We start from the raw sequence: 17736 nt of genomic DNA, 5'->3' as shown, positions 1-17736 counted from the left end.
GATTGTGTGTGCTGCGATTTGTAAGGAAAGTTATTGTGCAAGAATCATCGTATCACATAGAAAAACAGATCCATCCTATTAAGGTACGCAGTGCATGGGTAAAGTCTATTACTAGACCTACACCGCATATGGCGCGTATCACATTGAAGGGTGATGACCTGCAAGATTTTTACTCCCCAGGCTTTGATGATCACGTCAAATTGCTGTTTTCAGAGCAAGCCGGGCAAGAGTTGGCGGTGCCGCATGTGGGCGAGCGCGGTTTGGTGTTTGAAGAAGGGCAAGCTAAGCCTGTTATGCGCGATTACACGCCGCTGGCATATGACAATCAAAGCTGCGAAATGGTGATTGATTTTGTGTTGCATGGCACAGGCGTAGCTTCTACTTGGGCAGAGCAGGCCAAAGAGGGCGATAGATTGTTGATGGCAGGGCCGCGTGGCTCTATGTTGATCCCTACTGTTTTTGATTGGCAGGTTTTAGTTGGTGATGAGACCGCTTTGCCAGCCATCACTCGCCGACTACGCGAGCTTAAGCAAGGTACCAAGGTGAGTGTTGTGGTGGCGATCAATCATGATGACGCCCGTATGCCTTTATCTAGTGCAGCGGATATTGATGTGCATTGGGTAGTGGAGCCTAACGGTGATGCTGTGCGTCAAAAAGTACTTTCTACCGTGCAATCGTTGACAGCAGCTAATCAAGGCGAAGGTTTTGCGTGGGGTGCTGTGGAGTATTCCCAAGTTGGGCCAGTGCGTGAGGCCTTGATGCAGCACTTTGGTTTGGATGCATCCCGAGTAAAAGTGTCTAGCTACTGGCGTCGCGACGAATAACGCAACGCCAGCCTAGAGTGGGTGACTTATTTATCTGTGTGCAGTGTTAAGTCACCTGCTTTAATCCAGCCTAAGCGCCTGCCTACCCAGGCAAACAACAAGCACAGCGCTGCAGGTAAAATGAAGTGCAGCAATGCGATGGATACCCATACCGAACTGCTGTAGCCCATTGCTTCTAATGTACCTACCTGACCTACCAAGCCACTGGTGCCCATTCCTGAACCAGTGGGAATATTGCGCATGTCAAAAACTAATGCGCCTATTGGGGCCAGAATAGCCGATGCTAAAACGGGTGGGATCAAAATAAATGGGTTGCGTACTATATTAGGTAACTGCAACATGCTGGTGCCTAAGCCAATACCCAATAAGCCTGATGTGCCGTTTTCTTTATAGCTCATTGCGGCAAAGCCTATCATTTGGGCGCAGCAACCAATGGTGGCAGCGCCGCCAGCTAATCCCCCTAGCTGTAGCGAGATAGCGAGTGCGGCGCTAGACATGGGGCTGGTCAGGATAATGCCCATGACTACCGCAATAATGATGCTCATAAAGAAGGGTTGCAGGGTAATGGCCCATTCAATGGTTTCGCCTGTGGTGCGCATCATATCGCCTAGCCACGGAGCAACCCATGATGCAATGAGTGCGCCACTGATCAGCGCACTGGCTGGGGTGGCAATAATATCTATGGGCGTGCTTTTATGTACCAGCTTGCTGAGCTCGGTGCTAATTGCTACGGCAACAAAACATCCCACGGGGCCGCCGCCCACTTTGACGGCTAAAGTGCCAACAATAGCGCTGGCAAATAACACCATAGGCGGTGCTTGCAAGCCGTAGGCGATCCCTACACCAATAGCAGCACCCATACCGGATTGAGCCATGGCACCTACTTCTATCAGCCAAGGTAAATCCATCCAATTGCCTACGGTCTTTAAAATCAACCCAATAACTAGCGAACTGAACAACCCTAGGGTCATGTAATTCAGGGTTTGAATACCGTATCGTTGCAGGGAGAACTCAATGTTCCGTGAACGTAAAAAAGCCGCTACAGACATATAAACTCACTTTGAGTATAAATAAGATCTGCTAAGTGTATAGGAAGGAGGGGCTAGAGGGATAGCGCTTGTTGCAGTATTTGTGCGAAAAATACAGTGCGGCGTACGTCTTTGCCTTGGCGCAGTTTGCGCGTCATAAGTGGTAGAAGGATGCGTTGTAATCGCTGTAGGTGGCGGTTTACTTGTTGTAGTGCTTGCAAAACCTGCGCGTTTGGCGCTTTGCGTAGATAACAGGCTAATAAGTCGCTGCCCATTTTTATATCGTCTTTTAGGTAGTGCAGTAAAGAGTTAAAACAAAGCAACACATCATAGGCTTGCGCTAGATGCAGCGGCATAGCATTGCCGGTGTTTTCCTCAAAATCGATGCGGTAAATTGTGTTGTCTTTAACAGTAAGGTTGCGTATTTGTGCACCACCGTGCCATTGATGGCGGGTGTGTAACTCAACCAAAGAGTCCACCACGCTTTGTAATAGCTCAGCATTTTTAGGTGAATGGGACAGCCTGCTTTGTACGGACTCGCCTGTGTGTGTCATCACCAAATACTCAGGGGTTAGTAACAAGACTTCAGGCACAGCAATGCCGTGTTGTTTCAGCGTTATTAAGCGTTTGGCTTCGTAGGCAATGCCGCCCAAGCGTAGTTGGCGTGGGTTGATCCATACTTTAAAGAGTAGTGAACAGCACAAAGCACTACTTACTTCGCGCAGCTTACGGCCAGGTTCTTTGCGCGCAAATTTGACGACATACGTCATATCGCCGTGATGTAGTACGACAGGCCTTATAGGCTTTTGGGGTACTAAGGGCTCTATTTGAGTTAGTAAAGCCTGAGCAAGAGGGTGGTCTTTTGTAAGCATTCCCCATTTTAAAAGATGTGACAGATTTGTGAATGCCCTCACGGATAGTTCTTGCTTTAGCTAGATTGCATTGCTATAATCTTTTTTCTTTGAGAAAGCAAAGATAAGCCCAGGTGGCGGAATTGGTAGACGCGCATGGTTCAGGTCCATGTGCCGCGAGGTGTGGAGGTTCGAGTCCTCTCCTGGGCACCAATCAAAAGAGTAATCTTTTGGCCGCATAACATAGTTATGTTATTTGCTTAGTTTCAAAGAGATAGTGTAGTAAAAATGCCCAGGTGGCGGAATTGGTAGACGCGCATGGTTCAGGTCCATGTGCCGCAAGGTGTGGAGGTTCGAGTCCTCTTCTGGGCACCAAATTCCAAAAAGAGCCGATTGTTGAAATAACAGTCGGCTTTTTTGCATTTAAAATCCCGTGGGTGGGTGATTGCCATGCAAATTTCACCGACTAGGCTGGGTAACCATTGTATGCTATCACTTTGATGAGCGACTTCAACGCGAGGAAGCTGGGTGAGTCATACGCTGCATCCGCCTTCCAGTGCTTAATTTGAACGGGAAGCCTTTTGCTGAAAAAAAATCAAAAAACTCCTCAACGGGGCAAAGCCCCTGAGACTGTGTCAGAGCAAGGTGCCTACGCGCCACCGCCTGATTTCGACCCCCAGATTCCCAGCCGGGAACAATTCTTGCAGTTCTTGCGTACATGTCCCAAAGGTATTGCTGTCAATGCATTGGCAAAGAAACTGGGCATGTCTTTCCCTTTACCTGTAGGTGCAGAGCGGCGTTTGGCGGCTATGCAACGTGATGAGCAGATTATGATTGATGATTCAGGTCATATTTCTCTGAATACACGCTCACAGTTTATTGAGGGCGTAGTACAGGGGCATCGAGATGGTTTTGGTTTCCTCATTCGAGACGACGGCGGCCCGGATCTTTATTTGTCGCAACGAGAAATGCTGCGTGTGCTGCATGGCGACCGTGTGTTGGTGCGTGCCGATGGTGAGTACCGTGGCAAGCCTGAGGCTGTGATTGTTGAGGTGCTAGAGCGTCATACCAATAGATTGGTGGGGCGCTTGGTCATGGAGCACGGTAATTACACCGTCGTGCCTGAAGATCAGCGTATCAAGCACGATATTTATGTGTCTCCTGCAGATTTGGCGAACGCCAAGCCTGGGCAGGTTGTGGTGGTGGAAATCACTAGGCAGCCTGCTCGCCACACACAGCCTATGGCGAAAGTGGTGGAAGTGTTAGGTGGCGTGGATGACCCCGGCATGGAAATTGAAATTGCAGTGCGCAAGTTCAATGTGCCCTTTGAGTTTAGCGATGCTGCGCAACGTCAAGCTGATCGCTTGCCTGATGATGTGCGACCTAACGACCTTAAAGGTAGGGTAGATTTACGCGATCTGCCGTTTATCACGATTGACGGTGAAGATGCTCGCGACTTTGATGATGCGGTGTACTGCGAGTCTATTGATATAGGCGTAGGTAAGCGTCCGCGTGCAGGGTGGCGTTTGTTGGTGGCTATTGCCGATGTGAGCCACTATGTGCGTCCCGGCGATGGTTTGGATGGCGATGCGCTAGAGCGTGGTACCAGTGTGTACTTTCCGCGCCGCGTGATTCCCATGTTGCCCGAGTCCTTATCTAACGGTATTTGTTCGTTGAATCCTGGCGTAGACCGTTTAGTGCTGGTGTGCGACATGATTATTCCAGCCGAAGGTGCCACAGCAGGTACGGTTACGGCTTATCAATTTTATGAAGCGGTGATTCACTCGCATGCGCGTACAACGTACACCGGCGTGTGGGGGGCATTACAGCAGCCAGATGGTCCTGCTGCGCAAGAAATGGCAGCGATTGTGCCGCAGTTGCATACGGCTTATGAGCTGTATCGCAAACTGGCAGAGCAACGCCGAGTACGTGGTGCCATCGAGTTTGATACGGTAGAGACCAAGATAGTGTGCAACCCATTGGGTCGTATCGAACGTATTGAGCCTATGGTGCGTAATGACGCGCATAAGTTGATCGAAGAGTTTATGTTGGCGGCTAACACATGTGCGGCTGACTTCATGGGGCGTAGTCGCCGACAAGGTCTATACCGCATACACGAAGGCCCTACGCCCGAGAAACTGCAAAAGCTGCGCGATTTCTTGCGCACCTTAGGCTTGTACTTGGAAGGTGGGGATGAGCCAGGTACCGAAGATTATGCCAAGCTCATACAGAGTGTGCGTGGTCGCAGTGATTTTGAAATCATTCAGACTATGTGTTTGCGCTCTATGCAGCAGGCGGTATATAGCCCTGAGCGATTGGGGCACTTTGGGTTGGCGTATAAGTCGTACACTCACTTCACATCACCCATTCGACGTTACCCTGACTTGTTGACACACCGTGTCATTAAAAGCATTTTGCAAGGCAAGCCATATGAGCCTGATTTGCCAGATGAAGCTGGCGATGCATCACTCAGCGCAAGCAAACGTCAGCTTGCTAAGTGGGAGCGCTTAGGCGTAATGCTCTCTGCGCGTGAGCGACGTGCTGATGAAGCCTCTTACGATGTGCAGGCTTGGCTGAAATGCTACTTTGTGAAAGAGCATATAGGTGAAGAGTTCAGTGGCAAGATTACCGGTGTGGCGAACTTCGGTTTGTTTATCACGCTGGACTCTCTGTACGTAGAAGGTTTGGTGCATATTTCTGAGTTAGGGGCAGATTACTTTGTCTTTAACGAGGCTAGCCATGATTTGCGTGGTGAGCGCACAGGTATTCGCTATAAGCTGACAGATGCGGTGCAAGTGCAGGTTGCGCGTGTGGATCTAGAGGCCCGCCGCATTGATTTCCGCTTGGTAAAAGGCACAGGCTATGAAGCCTTGATGTCGCCAGCAAACGAAAATGCACGTGGTAAGCCGCAAAAGAAAGCAGCGCCAGCCAAACCTAAAGCCTTAAAAGGTACGTCCAGTGAGCGACGTGCTACAGCGCGTAAAGCGGCCAAGGCGGCAGCGCGCGATAAAAACATTAAAGCCCGTGCAGCAAAAAAGCGGGTTAAACGCTAGTTGAAGGAACAGTATGTCATTGCAGGTATTGGCGGGTTTTCATGCCATACAATCGCGCATGCGCCATGCGCTTGAGTCTATTCAAGAACTCTATGTGGAAGAGGGTAGGCGTGACAAACGCATGCAGGCCTTTGTAGATCAGGCTCAAGGGCGTGGCATTCGTGTCATGTTCGTGGATAAAAAACGCCTAGATGGTATTAGTCAGGGCGTGCGCCATCAAGGCGTTGTGGCATTGGCCAAAGAAGTAGCACTGGCGTTGGATCTAGACGAGTTGCTGGATCAAGTAGAAGACCGCAAAGAGAAGCCCTTTTTGTTGTTGTTGGATGGCGTAACGGATCCGCATAACTTGGGTGCTTGCCTACGTACGGCAGACGCCGCAGGTTGTCATGCCGTGATCGCGCCGCGTGATCGCGCTGTGGGCTTGAATGCTACGGTGCGTCGTGTGGCCTGCGGGGCAGCGGAAACAGTACCGTATCTGACTGTGACGAACTTGGCGCGCACCATGCGTGAGCTTAAAGATCGTGATATTTGGTTGGTGGGTACAGATGACGAAGCTACGCACAGTTTGCATGCTGTTGATGCTCGTGCCGCAATGGCTTGGGTGATGGGTGCGGAAGGCGAGGGTATGCGTCGCTTGGTGCGTGAGACCTGTGACGAGCTGGTTTCCATCCCTATGTTAGGTTCTGTAGAGAGCTTAAACGTGAGTGTAGCCAGTGCGGTATGCTTGTATGAGACGGTACGTCAGCGTCAGGTAGGAGCCTAACCGGTTATATACATATATAGCCATAATGTATAAGTAACTAACCTCCCCTATGCAGATAAGCCGTCATAATGAATAGTTTGATGACGTCCACATGTAGGCATAGGGTGTGCCTACATGTACTTGTTGAGTACATATATGTCTGCAAATGGGTTTACAACCGAAGTAATACATTCCGATCGCCGCCAAGGAAGTGAGTGCGGTGCAGTACATCAACCGCTGCATCCCTCTACCGAATATGCGTTTTCTGATGCACGAGAATTGGCGGCGGTATTTCAAGGAAAGGCGGGGTTTAGTTATGCTCGCCAAGGCACGCCCACTACAGCGGCGCTAGAAAAACAAGTCACCAAAATGGAGCAGGGCACGGCAAGCGTCAGTTTTGCGTCTGGCATGGCTGCGCTTAGCGCCATTTTTTTGACCCTGCTTAAAGCCGGCGATCACCTGATTTCCAGTAAATATATTTTCGGTAATACCAACAGCTTGCTGCTTACGCTACAGGGCTTTGGTGTGGAAGTTACATTGGTAGATGCTACTGATGTGGAAAATGTTCGGGCGGCACGTCAAGCAAACACTCGCATGGTATTTACGGAAACCATCGCTAATCCCGGTACGCAAATTGCTGACCTGCAGGGTATAGGTGAGTGGTGTAACCAAGAGGGCTTGCTGTATGTCTTGGATAACACGCTCTCTACGCCGTGGCTGCTCACTGGGCGTCGTGTGGGGGCGTCTCTGGTGATGAATTCGCTGTCTAAGTACATAGCAGGGCATGGGCAAGCGCTAGGCGGTATGGTGACTGATACGGGCCTTTTTGATTGGTCTGATTATCCGAATATTTCTCCGGCCTATAGGCAGGGCAATCCGCAGTCTTGGGGGCTTACCCAGATCAAGAAAAAAGGTTTGCGCGATATGGGGGCAACCTTGTCCTCAGACGCTGCACATCGTATCTCTGTGGGAGCAGAAACCTTGCCATTACGTATGCAAAAGGCCTGTGATAACGCCAATCGTTTGGCGCACTTCTTAGCGCAGCATCCTCGTGTGACGGCTGTGAAGTATCCTGGTTTGAATTCGCATCCTCAACATCAACGTGCTCAGCAGCTCTTTGATGGGCGGTTTGGTGCGTTGTTGGCAGTAGAGTTGGCGGCAGACATCGATGTATTCGATTTCTTGAATCGCTTGCAGGTAGTGGCCTTGGCTACGCACTTGGGTGATACGCGTAGTCTAACCCTTCCTGTGGCTCATACTATCTATTATGAGATGGGTGCAGAGCAACGTGCTTTGATGGGAATCGCCGATAATCTTTTGCGAATTTCCATTGGTATTGAGGATTATGCTGATCTAGAGGGTGATTTTTCACAAGCTTTAGAGCAGCGATAGGGCTTTTAGCATATTTTTGGATGCGAGTTAAGGGTTAGGCTAAAAAATCGTTCCATGAATATGAGAAAAGTGAAAACATCAGTAAATATGCGGGTTACAGAGCATTAATTGCTTGACAGGGTACTGATTCAAAGGCTTAATACGGCTTAGCTCGCTACGAGACACATCATGAACCGTCAGGTACAGCGCTCAATAAATTAGAGCGCTATGTGCACTTGAAAGGCGTGGCTATTTTTTAGCTTAAGCTGTTCCGAATTTTGTGGGCGGCAATTACAAATATCAGGGGTATTCCTTAAATGAACAAAACCGAGCTTATCGACTTCATTTCTAACAAGGCTGACCTGTCCAAAGCAGATGCTGGACGCGCATTGGATGCGTTCATCGATGCGGTTACCACCACATTAAAAGAAAAGGACACCGTAACGCTGGTAGGTTTCGGTACTTTTGCTGTGTCCGAGCGCGCTGCTCGCACAGGCCGTAACCCACGTACAGGCGAAACAATCGAGATCGAAAAAGCCGTTGTGCCTAAGTTCCGTCCAGGTAAAGCACTGAAAGATGCAGTAAATTAATAAATCTTTCAGAAAGTACTTGCAAGGTTTTAAAAACGATCCTATACTTCTGTTTCTGGTTCGGAACACAAAAAACCAAATGGGTGCTTAGCTCAGCTGGTAGAGCGGCGCCCTTACAAGGCGTAGGTCGGGGGTTCGATCCCCTCAGCACCCACCATTTGATTTGAAGTGAAAACCAAGCAAAATGAAGCCCTAACGTGAAAGCGTCAGGGCTTTTTTTTCTATGGTTTTGGGGTGATGTAAAGGCGTTAACGCGGCTTTCTGCATTTAACCAGCAATAAAATCCGTGCGTACTTATCGTGGTTCGCTGATCGTTGCCCTATGTGTAGGGTGGTGATGGTTCTGAAATCACTGTAACGCGTACGATATCTGCCGCCTCACTTAAAAACGCGAGCGCATAGATAAGTGTTAGTAAATTTATCAATTAACTGTTGACAGAATTTACAAAAGCATCTTATACTTATGTTCTTGGTTCGGTACACAGCAAACCAAATGGGTGCTTAGCTCAGCTGGTAGAGCGGCGCCCTTACAAGGCGTAGGTCGGGGGTTCGATCCCCTCAGCACCCACCATTTGTTTGATGTGACAAACCTTGCAGCAAGAAGCCCTAACGTGAAAGCGTCAGGGCTTTTTTGTTTTCTGTCGCTTATTCATCTGCCTGAGCATTCTTTTGTGTAAGAGATGGCTCTAGCTATTCATGGTGATGCTATAGATGACAAGAACAGTACCTCGCCATGTAAAGCATCAGAATCATACGCCTGCGTCGAGCCGACGTTCAGCCTTGGTGTGGGTGGCCCGTTCATAGGCATGCTTTTCTGAGTCGTTATACACATTTCTAGTTGTGGTTCGGGATATAAGCAGTGTGAGTGACGAACGTCTGTAACTGAGTCCCATCAATGGGATTCAATATATGGCGTCTCAACAGTGGCAAACAATCGATGCATGCAACATGCTTTAACAACAAGATGTGCGTACAAGGGCAGGGTGAGTGATCCCCAAGGGTTTGCGGCAATCGCTGCCATAATTAGAGCGGTATGAGTACTAGCCATTCTTCTGTGTCACCGAGGGCACAAAAAAAAGAGCCTCATAAAGAGGCCCTTTTTTATTCTGGCTGCCTAACCTACTTCCCTGTGCTACAGAAAAGCAGCTAATGCCTTAGAACGAATAGGTCACACCTACGCTACCAAACACGCTGGTTTTGTCTTCTACGATTGGGCTATCTGCAGCATCGCCTAGCAAGCGCTTAAAGCCCAATACGCCAACCAGATTCCAGTTTTGGCTCAGCTCTTGGTTCCATGTGCCAAACAAGGAGGCGGATTTGAAGCCGGATGAAGGGTTGTAGCGAGTCAGGCGACCACCGCTAGCATTGGCTTCGTGCTGTTTCACGCCAAAGAATGTTTTCATGGAATCGCCACTGGCCCATTCGGTGTTTGCGCCTACGCGGAAAGTCGTACCAGCCACGGACCATACTTGGTATGAGCCACGGAACTCAGCGACACCGCCGTAACCGTTGTGCAAGGCTTGGTAATAAGCGGCGCCTAGAGCCCAGTTGCCTGGACGCCATTCAGTGAATACACCAGCATTGCCATGAAACTTGATGCGGTCTGTACCTGTTAGGTGGGAAGACATGCTGGAACGACGGCCAAGCCCCATACCTAGAAATACACCAGCACTCCAGTCGTGGGTGATTTCAGTCTCCCAGCCTGCGCTAGGAAGACCAGCGCGAGGGGAGATAAAGAAATTGCCACTTTTGTAATTGATGATGGGGGAGGGTAGGGCGCGGTAGTCTTCAGAGCCTTCGTATTTAGGGATAAAACCTACACCTACACCAATGGTGTTTTTGGCGTATAGCCCCGTTGAAAGTAAACCTAAGGTAATTGCTGCGGTAGAGCACAGCAGAGTTTTGCGTGCAGAGGAGAGTACAGACATGATAGATAACGAATACGGTCAATGAATATGGACAGGGGGCATGCCTATAGGGTTGCCGCGCCCTGATCGTAGTGGCCTTATCTTACCGTGTTTTATACAGCAAAGCGACTTGCAATTCGCTTTGTTGTGTTAAGGTTTTTTTTCTTTGTAAAAGACTGTTTTGTATATTCTTAAATAATCAAAAGTAATAAGCAAAAATTTATTTATTCGTTCTTGTATATGAAGCGGCTTGATAGACTTGGCTTTTCATCACGCTCACCGAGATGTACTCATGAGTATAGAAGTACGGAATTTACGCAAACAGTTTGGTTCATTTACGGCGCTACATGACGTAACGCTGGATTTTCCTGATGGCGAATTAGTGGCTTTGTTGGGCCCCTCTGGTTGCGGCAAAACTACCTTGTTGCGCATTGTGGCGGGTTTGGAACACGCCGATGCAGGGCAGGTGGTCATCAATGGTCAGAATATGGCTTCTGTGGGCACGCGTGAACGCCAAGTGGGTTTTGTATTCCAGCACTATGCGTTGTTCAGGCATATGACGGTGTTTGATAATGTGGCGTTTGGGTTGCGTGTTAAACCGCGTAAAGAACGTCTGGATGAAGCTGAAATTAAACGTCGCGTAAAGGCATTGCTTGAGCTGGTGCAACTGGACTGGTTGGGTGATCGTTACCCGGCGGCATTGTCGGGTGGGCAACGTCAGCGTATCGCCTTGGCTAGAGCACTAGCGGTTGAGCCTAAGGTGCTTTTACTGGATGAGCCTTTTGGCGCTTTGGATGCCAAAGTTCGTAAAGAGCTGCGCAGTTGGTTACGACGATTACACGATGAGTTACACATTAGTACCTTATTTGTGACGCACGATCAGGAAGAGGCCATAGAGGTTGCTGATCGTATCGTGGTGCTGAATAAAGGTCATGTAGAACAGCAAGGTAATCCGCAAGATGTTTATGAGCATCCTGCCTCGCCATTTGTTTATGAATTCTTAGGCGCTGCTAACCGTCTGCCTGGCATTGTGCAATCCGGTACCTTTAAAGCGAATCCTGATCTGGGGCAGTTCTCTATGGATTTTGGTTCTGCTCAGAAAGAAGGTAATGTGATTGGCTTTGTGCGTCCGCATGATATTGATTTATTAAATACCACTTCTGCACCAGGGGTATCGGTACAGATAGATCGCGTGATTCCTTTAGGTGGTATGGTGCGAGCAGAATTAAAGTTGCCACATCAAGATCAATCATGGGAAGCCGAGTTTGATCAATTAACGTGGGCTGGCTTGGCATTGAAAGAAGGTATGCAAGCCGTGGCTAGACCACGGAAGTTTAAAGTGTTCCCAGCCTAATAGTTTTAGTTAAGCGAGATGAGTAATTTCTTATCTCGCTTTTCTTTAATCTGTTATTGAGAATAATTAGCATTACTGTTACTATGGCGTTTTGCTTTTAAGCTGGTCCCCCAATTTTGTGGGCTAACATTTCCTGAATTGATTATGCAGCAGCTTCACACCTCTTATACCGGTAGCTCACGCTGGATCCTCAAAGGCACAGCGCTCGCTATAGCACTGGGTTTACATGCAGGTGTATTGGCCACCGTCTTCATGAGTGATGAGCCTAAAATGGTTGGTGAGCCAGCCATGGAACAAATCGTTGGTGTGGATTTATTGGAGTTTCCTGATCCTGATCCCGGCGAGCCTCAATTGGCACAAGCGGAAATTGAACAGCCGCCAGAGCCTGAAGAAATCGTAGAGGAAGAACCTGAGCCCGAGCCCGAAGAAGAAGTCGAGCCGGAACCTGAGCCAGAACCAGTGGTAGAAGATCCAGTGATTCCTGAGCCGGTTGTTCAGCCTAAACCCAAGCCAAAACCTAAACCAAAACCACAGCCTCGTCCTGAGCCTACACCAAGGCCCGAGCCTGCGGAGCAGCCAGCTGCACCCGCTACACGTAATGTCGCAACTGAAAACCCCAGCACAACGCAAGCCGGTGGTCAGCAAGCGGCACAGAGTGTAGACCCGAACAGACCTAGAGTAATTAGCCAAGTGAATTACTTAGGGCCGCCTCCACAACCTGTATACCCACGTGCATCAGAGCGTAGGCGTGAGCAGGGGCGTGTGATTGTGCGCGTACTGATTTCTACCGAAGGTTCGGTGATTGATGTCAGTGTACGTACATCATCGGGGCATAGCCGATTGGATGATGCCGCGATTAGTGCGGTACGTCGTGCGAAATTCAAACCTTATACTGAAAATGGCGTGGCATATCGTGCTATGGCCGATATCCCATTTGACTTTGTTTTATAGGACGTAAATATGATGCAGGAGCTTCTTGAGGCTGCTCTGCTAGGACTGGCGCAGGTGAGCGCAGCGACAGCAGATGCTCAACCCCTTGTTGATGCGGCAATACAGACCCAGAATGTAGCCCAGCCTGCAGTAGATGCTGCAGCCCAGGCTGCACAACCGCTGATTGGTGCGGCTGTGGAGTTGTCTCAAACAACAGAAATGCTTGCCCCCGCTTTGGCTGGTGCTGGTGACGTTCCCGTGATGACGCAAGAAGCCGCTTCTACCGGTATGCTGCACTTCATCGCGCAAAGTGACATGGTAGGTAAAAGCCTATTTGTGATTTTGCTGGTGATGTCATTGGCGAGTTGGTATTTGATTTTTGCCAAAGCCTTTGTGTCTTATCGCTTGAAGCGTCGTTCTAACAATTTCCTGCGCGAGTTCTGGGCAGCAAGTTCGTTAGAGCAAGTAGAGAACGAAATCGCTACACATGGCGCGAATGAGCCGTTCGCTCACCTAGCTAGCCACGCTATTCACTCCCGCAATCATCATGCCCGTTATGGCGCGTTGAAGCTGGAAGAAAAAGGCTCCACAGACTCATTTGTGATGCGCATTATGCGTAAAGTCATCGATGAAGAAACCGCTCGCTTGGAAAATGGCTTAACGCTGTTGGCGTCCGTGGGTTCTACGGCACCATTTGTGGGTCTGTTCGGTACAGTGTGGGGGGTATACCATGCACTGATCAATATCGGTCTGTCCGAAGAAGTGGCATTGAATAAAATTGCTGGCCCAGTGGGTGAGGCGCTGATCATGACCGGTTTGGGTCTGGCTGTAGCGATTCCTGCGGTATTGGCGTATAACGCGTTTGTGCGTACAAACCGTGTGTACTTAGCTAAGCTGGATGCCTTTGCTCATGACTTGTTTACTTTCTTGACTACAGGTCAACAAGTACCTGATTCAAATGGTAATGGTCGTGGTCCAATCGGTACAGCTCCACGCGTTGATGAACCTGTAGGCGTAGGGGCATCGGTAGCACCTGTACCTGCAGGGGGTGAGTAATCATGTCTTTTGGAAGCTTTGATAGCCGTTCCTCATCACAGACAGCAGCCGAAATTAACATGGTGCCGCTGATCGACGTGATGTTGGTGCTGCTGGTGATTTTTCTGATTACCGCACCGTTGCTAACGCATAGCATCAAAGTGCAATTGCCTCAGGCTACTGCTCAGCCCGTGGAAAAAGACGCTAAATCCCTAGATTTAGCGGTCACGTTAGATGGTGCATTGTTCTTAAACAATGACCCTGTGGCAATGGAAGACCTGACGCAAACCTTAGCTATTTATGCTCAAGAAAAGCCTCAGCCAGAAATTCGTATTCGTGCTGATCAAGAAACACGTTATGAAATTTTGGCTCAGGTGATGAGTAAAGCCAAAGCCGCTGGTATGGTGCGTTTGGGCTTTGTGACTCGTCCTGGTGCAGAGCAAGGTGCCGCTACACCAGCACCTGCAGATGCCACGGATAAGCCAGCAGGTAATACCGCTGCGCCGTAAAATCCGTTATGCTGTTAAGCCGCAGAGCAGCGGCAGCATTCACCCCGTTGAAGCTTACGCCTCAGCGGGGTTTTCTTTTTTTGCACCAACGAATCACTGTGAAATCTGCGTATGCGTCTATTACTTATAGAAGATGATGTCAGTTTGGGGCCTGCCTTGCAGGAGTACTTGATGAGCCAAGGTTATGCCGTCGATTTGCATGCGGATGGCGCAGGTGGTTTGAGTGCATTGTCTGCGGTAGAGTACGAGCTGGTGATTCTGGATCTAAATTTGCCAGACATTAGTGGTTTGGATTGGTTGCGCAACATACGTCAACAAGGCATGACAGTGCCGGTATTGATTCTGACTGCACGTGATGAGTTGGAGGATAGGGTAGCCGGTTTAGATGCAGGTGCTGATGATTATGTAGTCAAACCCTTTGAGCTGGCTGAATTGGCTGCGCGTATACGTGCTTTTGCTAGACGCAGCGTAGGCCAAGCGCAGTCGGTGCTAGAAGTAGGGCCGTTGGTGTTTGATATGGTAAGTCGCGAACTACGCGTACATAACCAGCGTTTGGCCTTATCCGTGCGAGAGCTTTCCGTTCTGGAAATGTTAATGGGTAAAGTAGGTAAGGTCGTGACCAAACAGCAGATCGTAGCGTCGTTATCCGCAAACGATGCGGATTTCAGCGAGAATGCAGTAGAAGTCTACGTATACCGTTTACGCAAACGTTTAGAAGGCTTGCCTTTGCAAATACAGACTGTGCGTGGATTTGGCTACTCGCTGGAACTGCAAAGCGAATAGTAGGCCCCTGCTGTGGAGCGCACATGATAACGAATAAACGAAAAGGCATTCCTGCGTTCTGGCAGCAAAATAGTTTGTCTAGGCACTTGGTGGTGCGTTTGATGCCACCCATCGTCATGTTGGTGATTCTGGATTTGGCGGTCACTTGGGTGCTCACGCGGAAAATGCAGATTGAAGAGTGGATGCTGCGCGATATTTTTTGGACGATGGCGCTGACACAACTGATCCTGGTAGGGTTGTTTACGTGGGTGTTGGTGCGAGGCGTACGCAGCGGTTTGGCCGCCATTCATGACTTGGCAGAACAAATCACCGAACGGGATGAAGACGAGACGCTTAACCCGTTGAATGTATCTGGTGTGCCACAAGAGGTATTGCCGCTGGTATTGCACGTCAATACCTTACTCGCGCAATTAGATGATACATGGCAGGCGCAGAAGCGCTTTATAGGTCATGCGGCCCATCAGTTTCGTACGCCGCTAAGTAGCTTGCGCTTAGAGTCTGAGCTAATGTTGGCACAAGATCTACCATTAGATGTACGTACACGTGCAGAGCGCATTAAACGCATCTCAGACCGTATGATTCGTTTAGGTGAGCAACTACTGGTACTTGCTAGGGCGGATGCTTCTACCAGCCCCAGAGACAGCTTAGAGCGCCTAGATTTATGCGAATGGTCTAGAAATACGGGCGGTGAGTGGTTGGCCAATGCACGAGAAAAAGGCATGCAGTTGCAGTTGATCGCTCCAGATCAACCGGTGTGGATTGATGCAGACCCTATTTTATTGGGTGAGCTACTGTCTAACTTACTAGACAATGCACTGAATTACGGTGTGGGGGGAAATAACCAGCTTTCCATACGCATTAATGCCAATCCACCCTCGTTAGCGGTAGAGGACAATGGTGTAGGCATTCAAGAGCAAGATGCGCAGCAGGTGTTCGAGGCTTTTTATCGCGCACCATCACAAGCCCATAAGGGCCGTGGAGCGGGCTTAGGGTTGGCGATTGTTAGAGAAATTGCCGTGTTGCACGGTGCATGGGTCAAGCTGAATAGCAGACCGCATTTTCCGGGAACCCAGATCATGGTGATCTTTCCGGGCCCCCGTATTGGTACACGTTTACGACGTCAGCGTTTTCAGTCTGCAGACTGAGCAGACTCGTCACCATCGGTGGTGTGATCATCGGTGTCTATACGGCTCACACGTACCTCACCTACACGTCGGTCTACCATTTCCACAATCTCAAAACGTAGGCCTTCGCTTTCAATCACATCGCCTACCTTAGGCAGTGCATCCAAGCTTTCCAACATAAAGCTGGCAACCGAGTTGAAGTTGCGAGCAATGCTTAAGTGGTTAGGTAGGTTTAGCTCTTGTGCCAAATGGAACAAGTCGGTACTGCCTTCTACCAGCCACTCATTGTCATCCACTTTGCGTATGGCTGGTTGCTCGTCCTCATCAGGGAACTCGCCCGCAATGGCTTCCAGAATGTCTATAGGGGTGAGCAAGCCTTCAATTGTGCCGTACTCATCGGCTACCAAAACAAACTGTCCTTTGGACTGCTTCAGCATTTGAATGACCATCAGAGGGTCTGTGTGCTCATGCGCAATAATAGGTGCACGCAATTCTGACCACTGAGTGACAACATCGTTGTCTTTTAGGTCGGCCAGTAAATCTTTGCTTTTGGCTACACCAATGATGTGATCGAGCTGGCCATTACAGACGGGCAAGAAGCTGTGTGGTGTATCACGTAGCAACTGGCGTATGTTCTCGGCAGAGTCTTCGGTATTCACCCACGTAATTTCGTTTCTGGGTGTCATCAGCGAACGTATAGGGCGTTGACTCAGATTCAGCACGCCGCTGACCATTTTTCGTTCCTCAGCCTTGAACGCTGAATCAACAAAATCATGCACATCGTTGCTGTCTGCAGCGCCTTCGTTTTCGTTGTCGGTAGGTTTGTTGCTGAGTAAGCGCATTACCGCATCTGCAGTACGATCACGCATAGGGATGCGTGCTTGGTGGCGCAATACGCTACGACGAGCGAGTTGGTTAAAGAACTCGATAACAATGGAGAAGCCGATGGCGGCGTACAGATAGCCTTTAGGAATAGTTAATCCTAAACCTTCTGCCGCTAATGCTAGACCAATCATCAGCAAGAAGCTTAAACACAGCACAACCACCGTAGGATGGGCGTTTACAAAGCGTGTCAGGGGCTTGGATGCCCACATCATCAAGCCTATAGAGATGATGACCGCAGCCATCATGACCGGCAGATGGTCTACCATGCCTACCGCCGTAATGACGGCGTCTAGCGAGAAGATGGCATCTAGCACCACGATTTGCGTCACAACTATACCGAAGCTGGCATAGGCTTTGTTTTTCTCACGCACCATTGGCGGGCCTTCTAGGCGCTCGTGCAATTCGCTGGTGGCTTTAAAGAGCAAAAATATACCGCCCATCAGCAAAATAAGGTCGCGTCCGGAGAATCCGAAGGGGCCGATGGAAAATAGCGGGGTTTTCAGAGTGACCAGCCACGAGATGACGCTAAGCAGGATGAGCCGCATCACCAGAGCCAGTGAGAGGCCGATAATACGTGCACGGTCCCGCTGGTGCGGAGGCAGTTTATCGGCCAGGATGGCGATAAAAATAAGGTTGTCTATACCCAGTACTATCTCAAGTACAACGAGGGTAATTAAGCCCGCCCATATGTTCGGGTCTACAAGCCATTCCATGATGTTGAGTGAAGCGAAAAAGAAAGAATAATAGGGTC

15 protein-coding genes and 4 tRNA genes are annotated in these 17736 nt (G+C 49.4%); 15 read left to right on the top strand and 4 right to left on the bottom strand.

Annotation, left to right across the window (positions count from 1 at the left end; all coding sequences use genetic code 11):
* Positions 1-35: 35 nt before the first annotated feature.
* Positions 36-824: a siderophore-interacting protein gene (locus ACLPHM_RS05610; protein WP_430220267.1), complete on the top strand. Its 789-nt coding sequence runs from the start codon at positions 36-38 to the stop codon at positions 822-824.
* Between the two features lie 26 nt (positions 825-850).
* Here ACLPHM_RS05610 and ACLPHM_RS05605 read toward each other — a convergent pair whose 3' ends face one another.
* Together ACLPHM_RS05605 and ACLPHM_RS05600 are read right to left on the bottom strand one after the other, a co-directional pair.
* Positions 851-1873, bottom strand: coding sequence for a PTS transporter subunit IIC (locus ACLPHM_RS05605; protein WP_430220266.1), 1023 nt, complete (start codon positions 1871-1873; stop codon positions 851-853).
* A 53-nt stretch (positions 1874-1926) separates the two neighbouring features.
* The gene (locus ACLPHM_RS05600) at positions 1927-2622 is read right to left on the bottom strand and encodes a BUD32 family EKC/KEOPS complex subunit (protein ID WP_430220265.1); all 696 of its coding nucleotides are present in this window, start codon (positions 2620-2622) and stop codon (positions 1927-1929) included.
* 209 nt (positions 2623-2831) lie between these two features.
* Between ACLPHM_RS05600 and ACLPHM_RS05595 the strand changes: the two genes are divergently transcribed.
* The 8 genes from ACLPHM_RS05595 (at position 2832) to ACLPHM_RS05560 (ending at position 9029) form a co-directional block, all read left to right on the top strand.
* Positions 2832-2916 (top strand) — tRNA-Leu (locus ACLPHM_RS05595).
* A 77-nt stretch (positions 2917-2993) separates the two neighbouring features.
* Positions 2994-3078: transfer RNA gene (locus ACLPHM_RS05590), tRNA-Leu, on the top strand.
* A 257-nt stretch (positions 3079-3335) separates the two neighbouring features.
* Entirely contained in the window at positions 3336-5756 is a 2421-nt protein-coding gene (gene rnr, locus ACLPHM_RS05585; protein WP_430220755.1) for a ribonuclease R, read from the top strand.
* Between the two features lie 13 nt (positions 5757-5769).
* Positions 5770-6519: a 23S rRNA (guanosine(2251)-2'-O)-methyltransferase RlmB gene (gene rlmB, locus ACLPHM_RS05580; protein ID WP_430220264.1), complete on the top strand. Its 750-nt coding sequence runs from the start codon at positions 5770-5772 to the stop codon at positions 6517-6519.
* Between the two features lie 135 nt (positions 6520-6654).
* Positions 6655-7890 carry a cystathionine gamma-synthase family protein gene (locus tag ACLPHM_RS05575; RefSeq protein ID WP_430220263.1) on the top strand — a complete coding sequence of 412 codons (1236 nt, stop codon included), beginning with the start codon at positions 6655-6657 and terminating at the stop codon, positions 7888-7890.
* Between the two features lie 296 nt (positions 7891-8186).
* Positions 8187-8459: an HU family DNA-binding protein gene (locus ACLPHM_RS05570; protein WP_135864891.1), complete on the top strand. Its 273-nt coding sequence runs from the start codon at positions 8187-8189 to the stop codon at positions 8457-8459.
* A gap of 81 nt (positions 8460-8540) precedes the next feature.
* Positions 8541-8616 (top strand) — tRNA-Val (locus ACLPHM_RS05565).
* Between the two features lie 337 nt (positions 8617-8953).
* Positions 8954-9029: transfer RNA gene (locus ACLPHM_RS05560), tRNA-Val, on the top strand.
* A 583-nt stretch (positions 9030-9612) separates the two neighbouring features.
* On the opposite strand, the gene ACLPHM_RS05555 is transcribed toward ACLPHM_RS05560, so the two are convergent.
* Positions 9613-10386, bottom strand: coding sequence for a MipA/OmpV family protein (locus ACLPHM_RS05555; protein WP_430220262.1), 774 nt, complete (start codon positions 10384-10386; stop codon positions 9613-9615).
* 271 nt (positions 10387-10657) lie between these two features.
* On the opposite strand from ACLPHM_RS05555, the gene ACLPHM_RS05550 reads away from it, so the two are divergent.
* The 6 genes from ACLPHM_RS05550 to ACLPHM_RS05525 all read left to right on the top strand — a co-directional run bounded on the left by ACLPHM_RS05550 (position 10658) and on the right by ACLPHM_RS05525 (position 16121).
* Complete coding sequence (locus ACLPHM_RS05550; protein ID WP_430220261.1) at positions 10658-11719, top strand: sulfate/molybdate ABC transporter ATP-binding protein; 1062 nt, start codon at positions 10658-10660, stop codon at positions 11717-11719.
* Positions 11720-11863: 144 nt separating this feature from the next.
* Entirely contained in the window at positions 11864-12670 is an 807-nt protein-coding gene (locus tag ACLPHM_RS05545; protein WP_430220260.1) for an energy transducer TonB, read from the top strand.
* A 12-nt stretch (positions 12671-12682) separates the two neighbouring features.
* On the top strand, positions 12683-13705 hold the full coding sequence (locus tag ACLPHM_RS05540; protein ID WP_430220754.1) for a MotA/TolQ/ExbB proton channel family protein: 1023 nt from the start codon (positions 12683-12685) through the stop codon (positions 13703-13705).
* 2 nt (positions 13706-13707) lie between these two features.
* Positions 13708-14193 (top strand): ExbD/TolR family protein, encoded by a 486-nt coding sequence (locus tag ACLPHM_RS05535; RefSeq protein WP_430220259.1) that lies wholly within the window; start codon positions 13708-13710, stop codon positions 14191-14193.
* A gap of 111 nt (positions 14194-14304) precedes the next feature.
* The gene (locus tag ACLPHM_RS05530; protein ID WP_430220258.1) at positions 14305-14976 is read left to right on the top strand and encodes a response regulator; all 672 of its coding nucleotides are present in this window, start codon (positions 14305-14307) and stop codon (positions 14974-14976) included.
* A 23-nt stretch (positions 14977-14999) separates the two neighbouring features.
* The gene (locus ACLPHM_RS05525) at positions 15000-16121 is read left to right on the top strand and encodes a sensor histidine kinase (RefSeq protein ID WP_430220257.1); all 1122 of its coding nucleotides are present in this window, start codon (positions 15000-15002) and stop codon (positions 16119-16121) included.
* Here ACLPHM_RS05525 and ACLPHM_RS05520 read toward each other — a convergent pair.
* Positions 16106-17698 (bottom strand): TerC family protein, encoded by a 1593-nt coding sequence (locus tag ACLPHM_RS05520; protein WP_430220256.1) that lies wholly within the window; start codon positions 17696-17698, stop codon positions 16106-16108. The two genes, ACLPHM_RS05525 and ACLPHM_RS05520, sit on opposite strands and share 16 nt — an antisense overlap.
* Positions 17699-17736: the final 38 nt, after the last annotated feature.

The sequence above is a fragment of the Paenalcaligenes sp. Me131 genome (genome assembly GCF_050487225.1).
Taxonomy (GTDB): Bacteria; Pseudomonadota; Gammaproteobacteria; order Burkholderiales; family Burkholderiaceae_B; genus Paenalcaligenes.
This window is presented reverse-complemented; position numbering and strand designations above follow the sequence as displayed.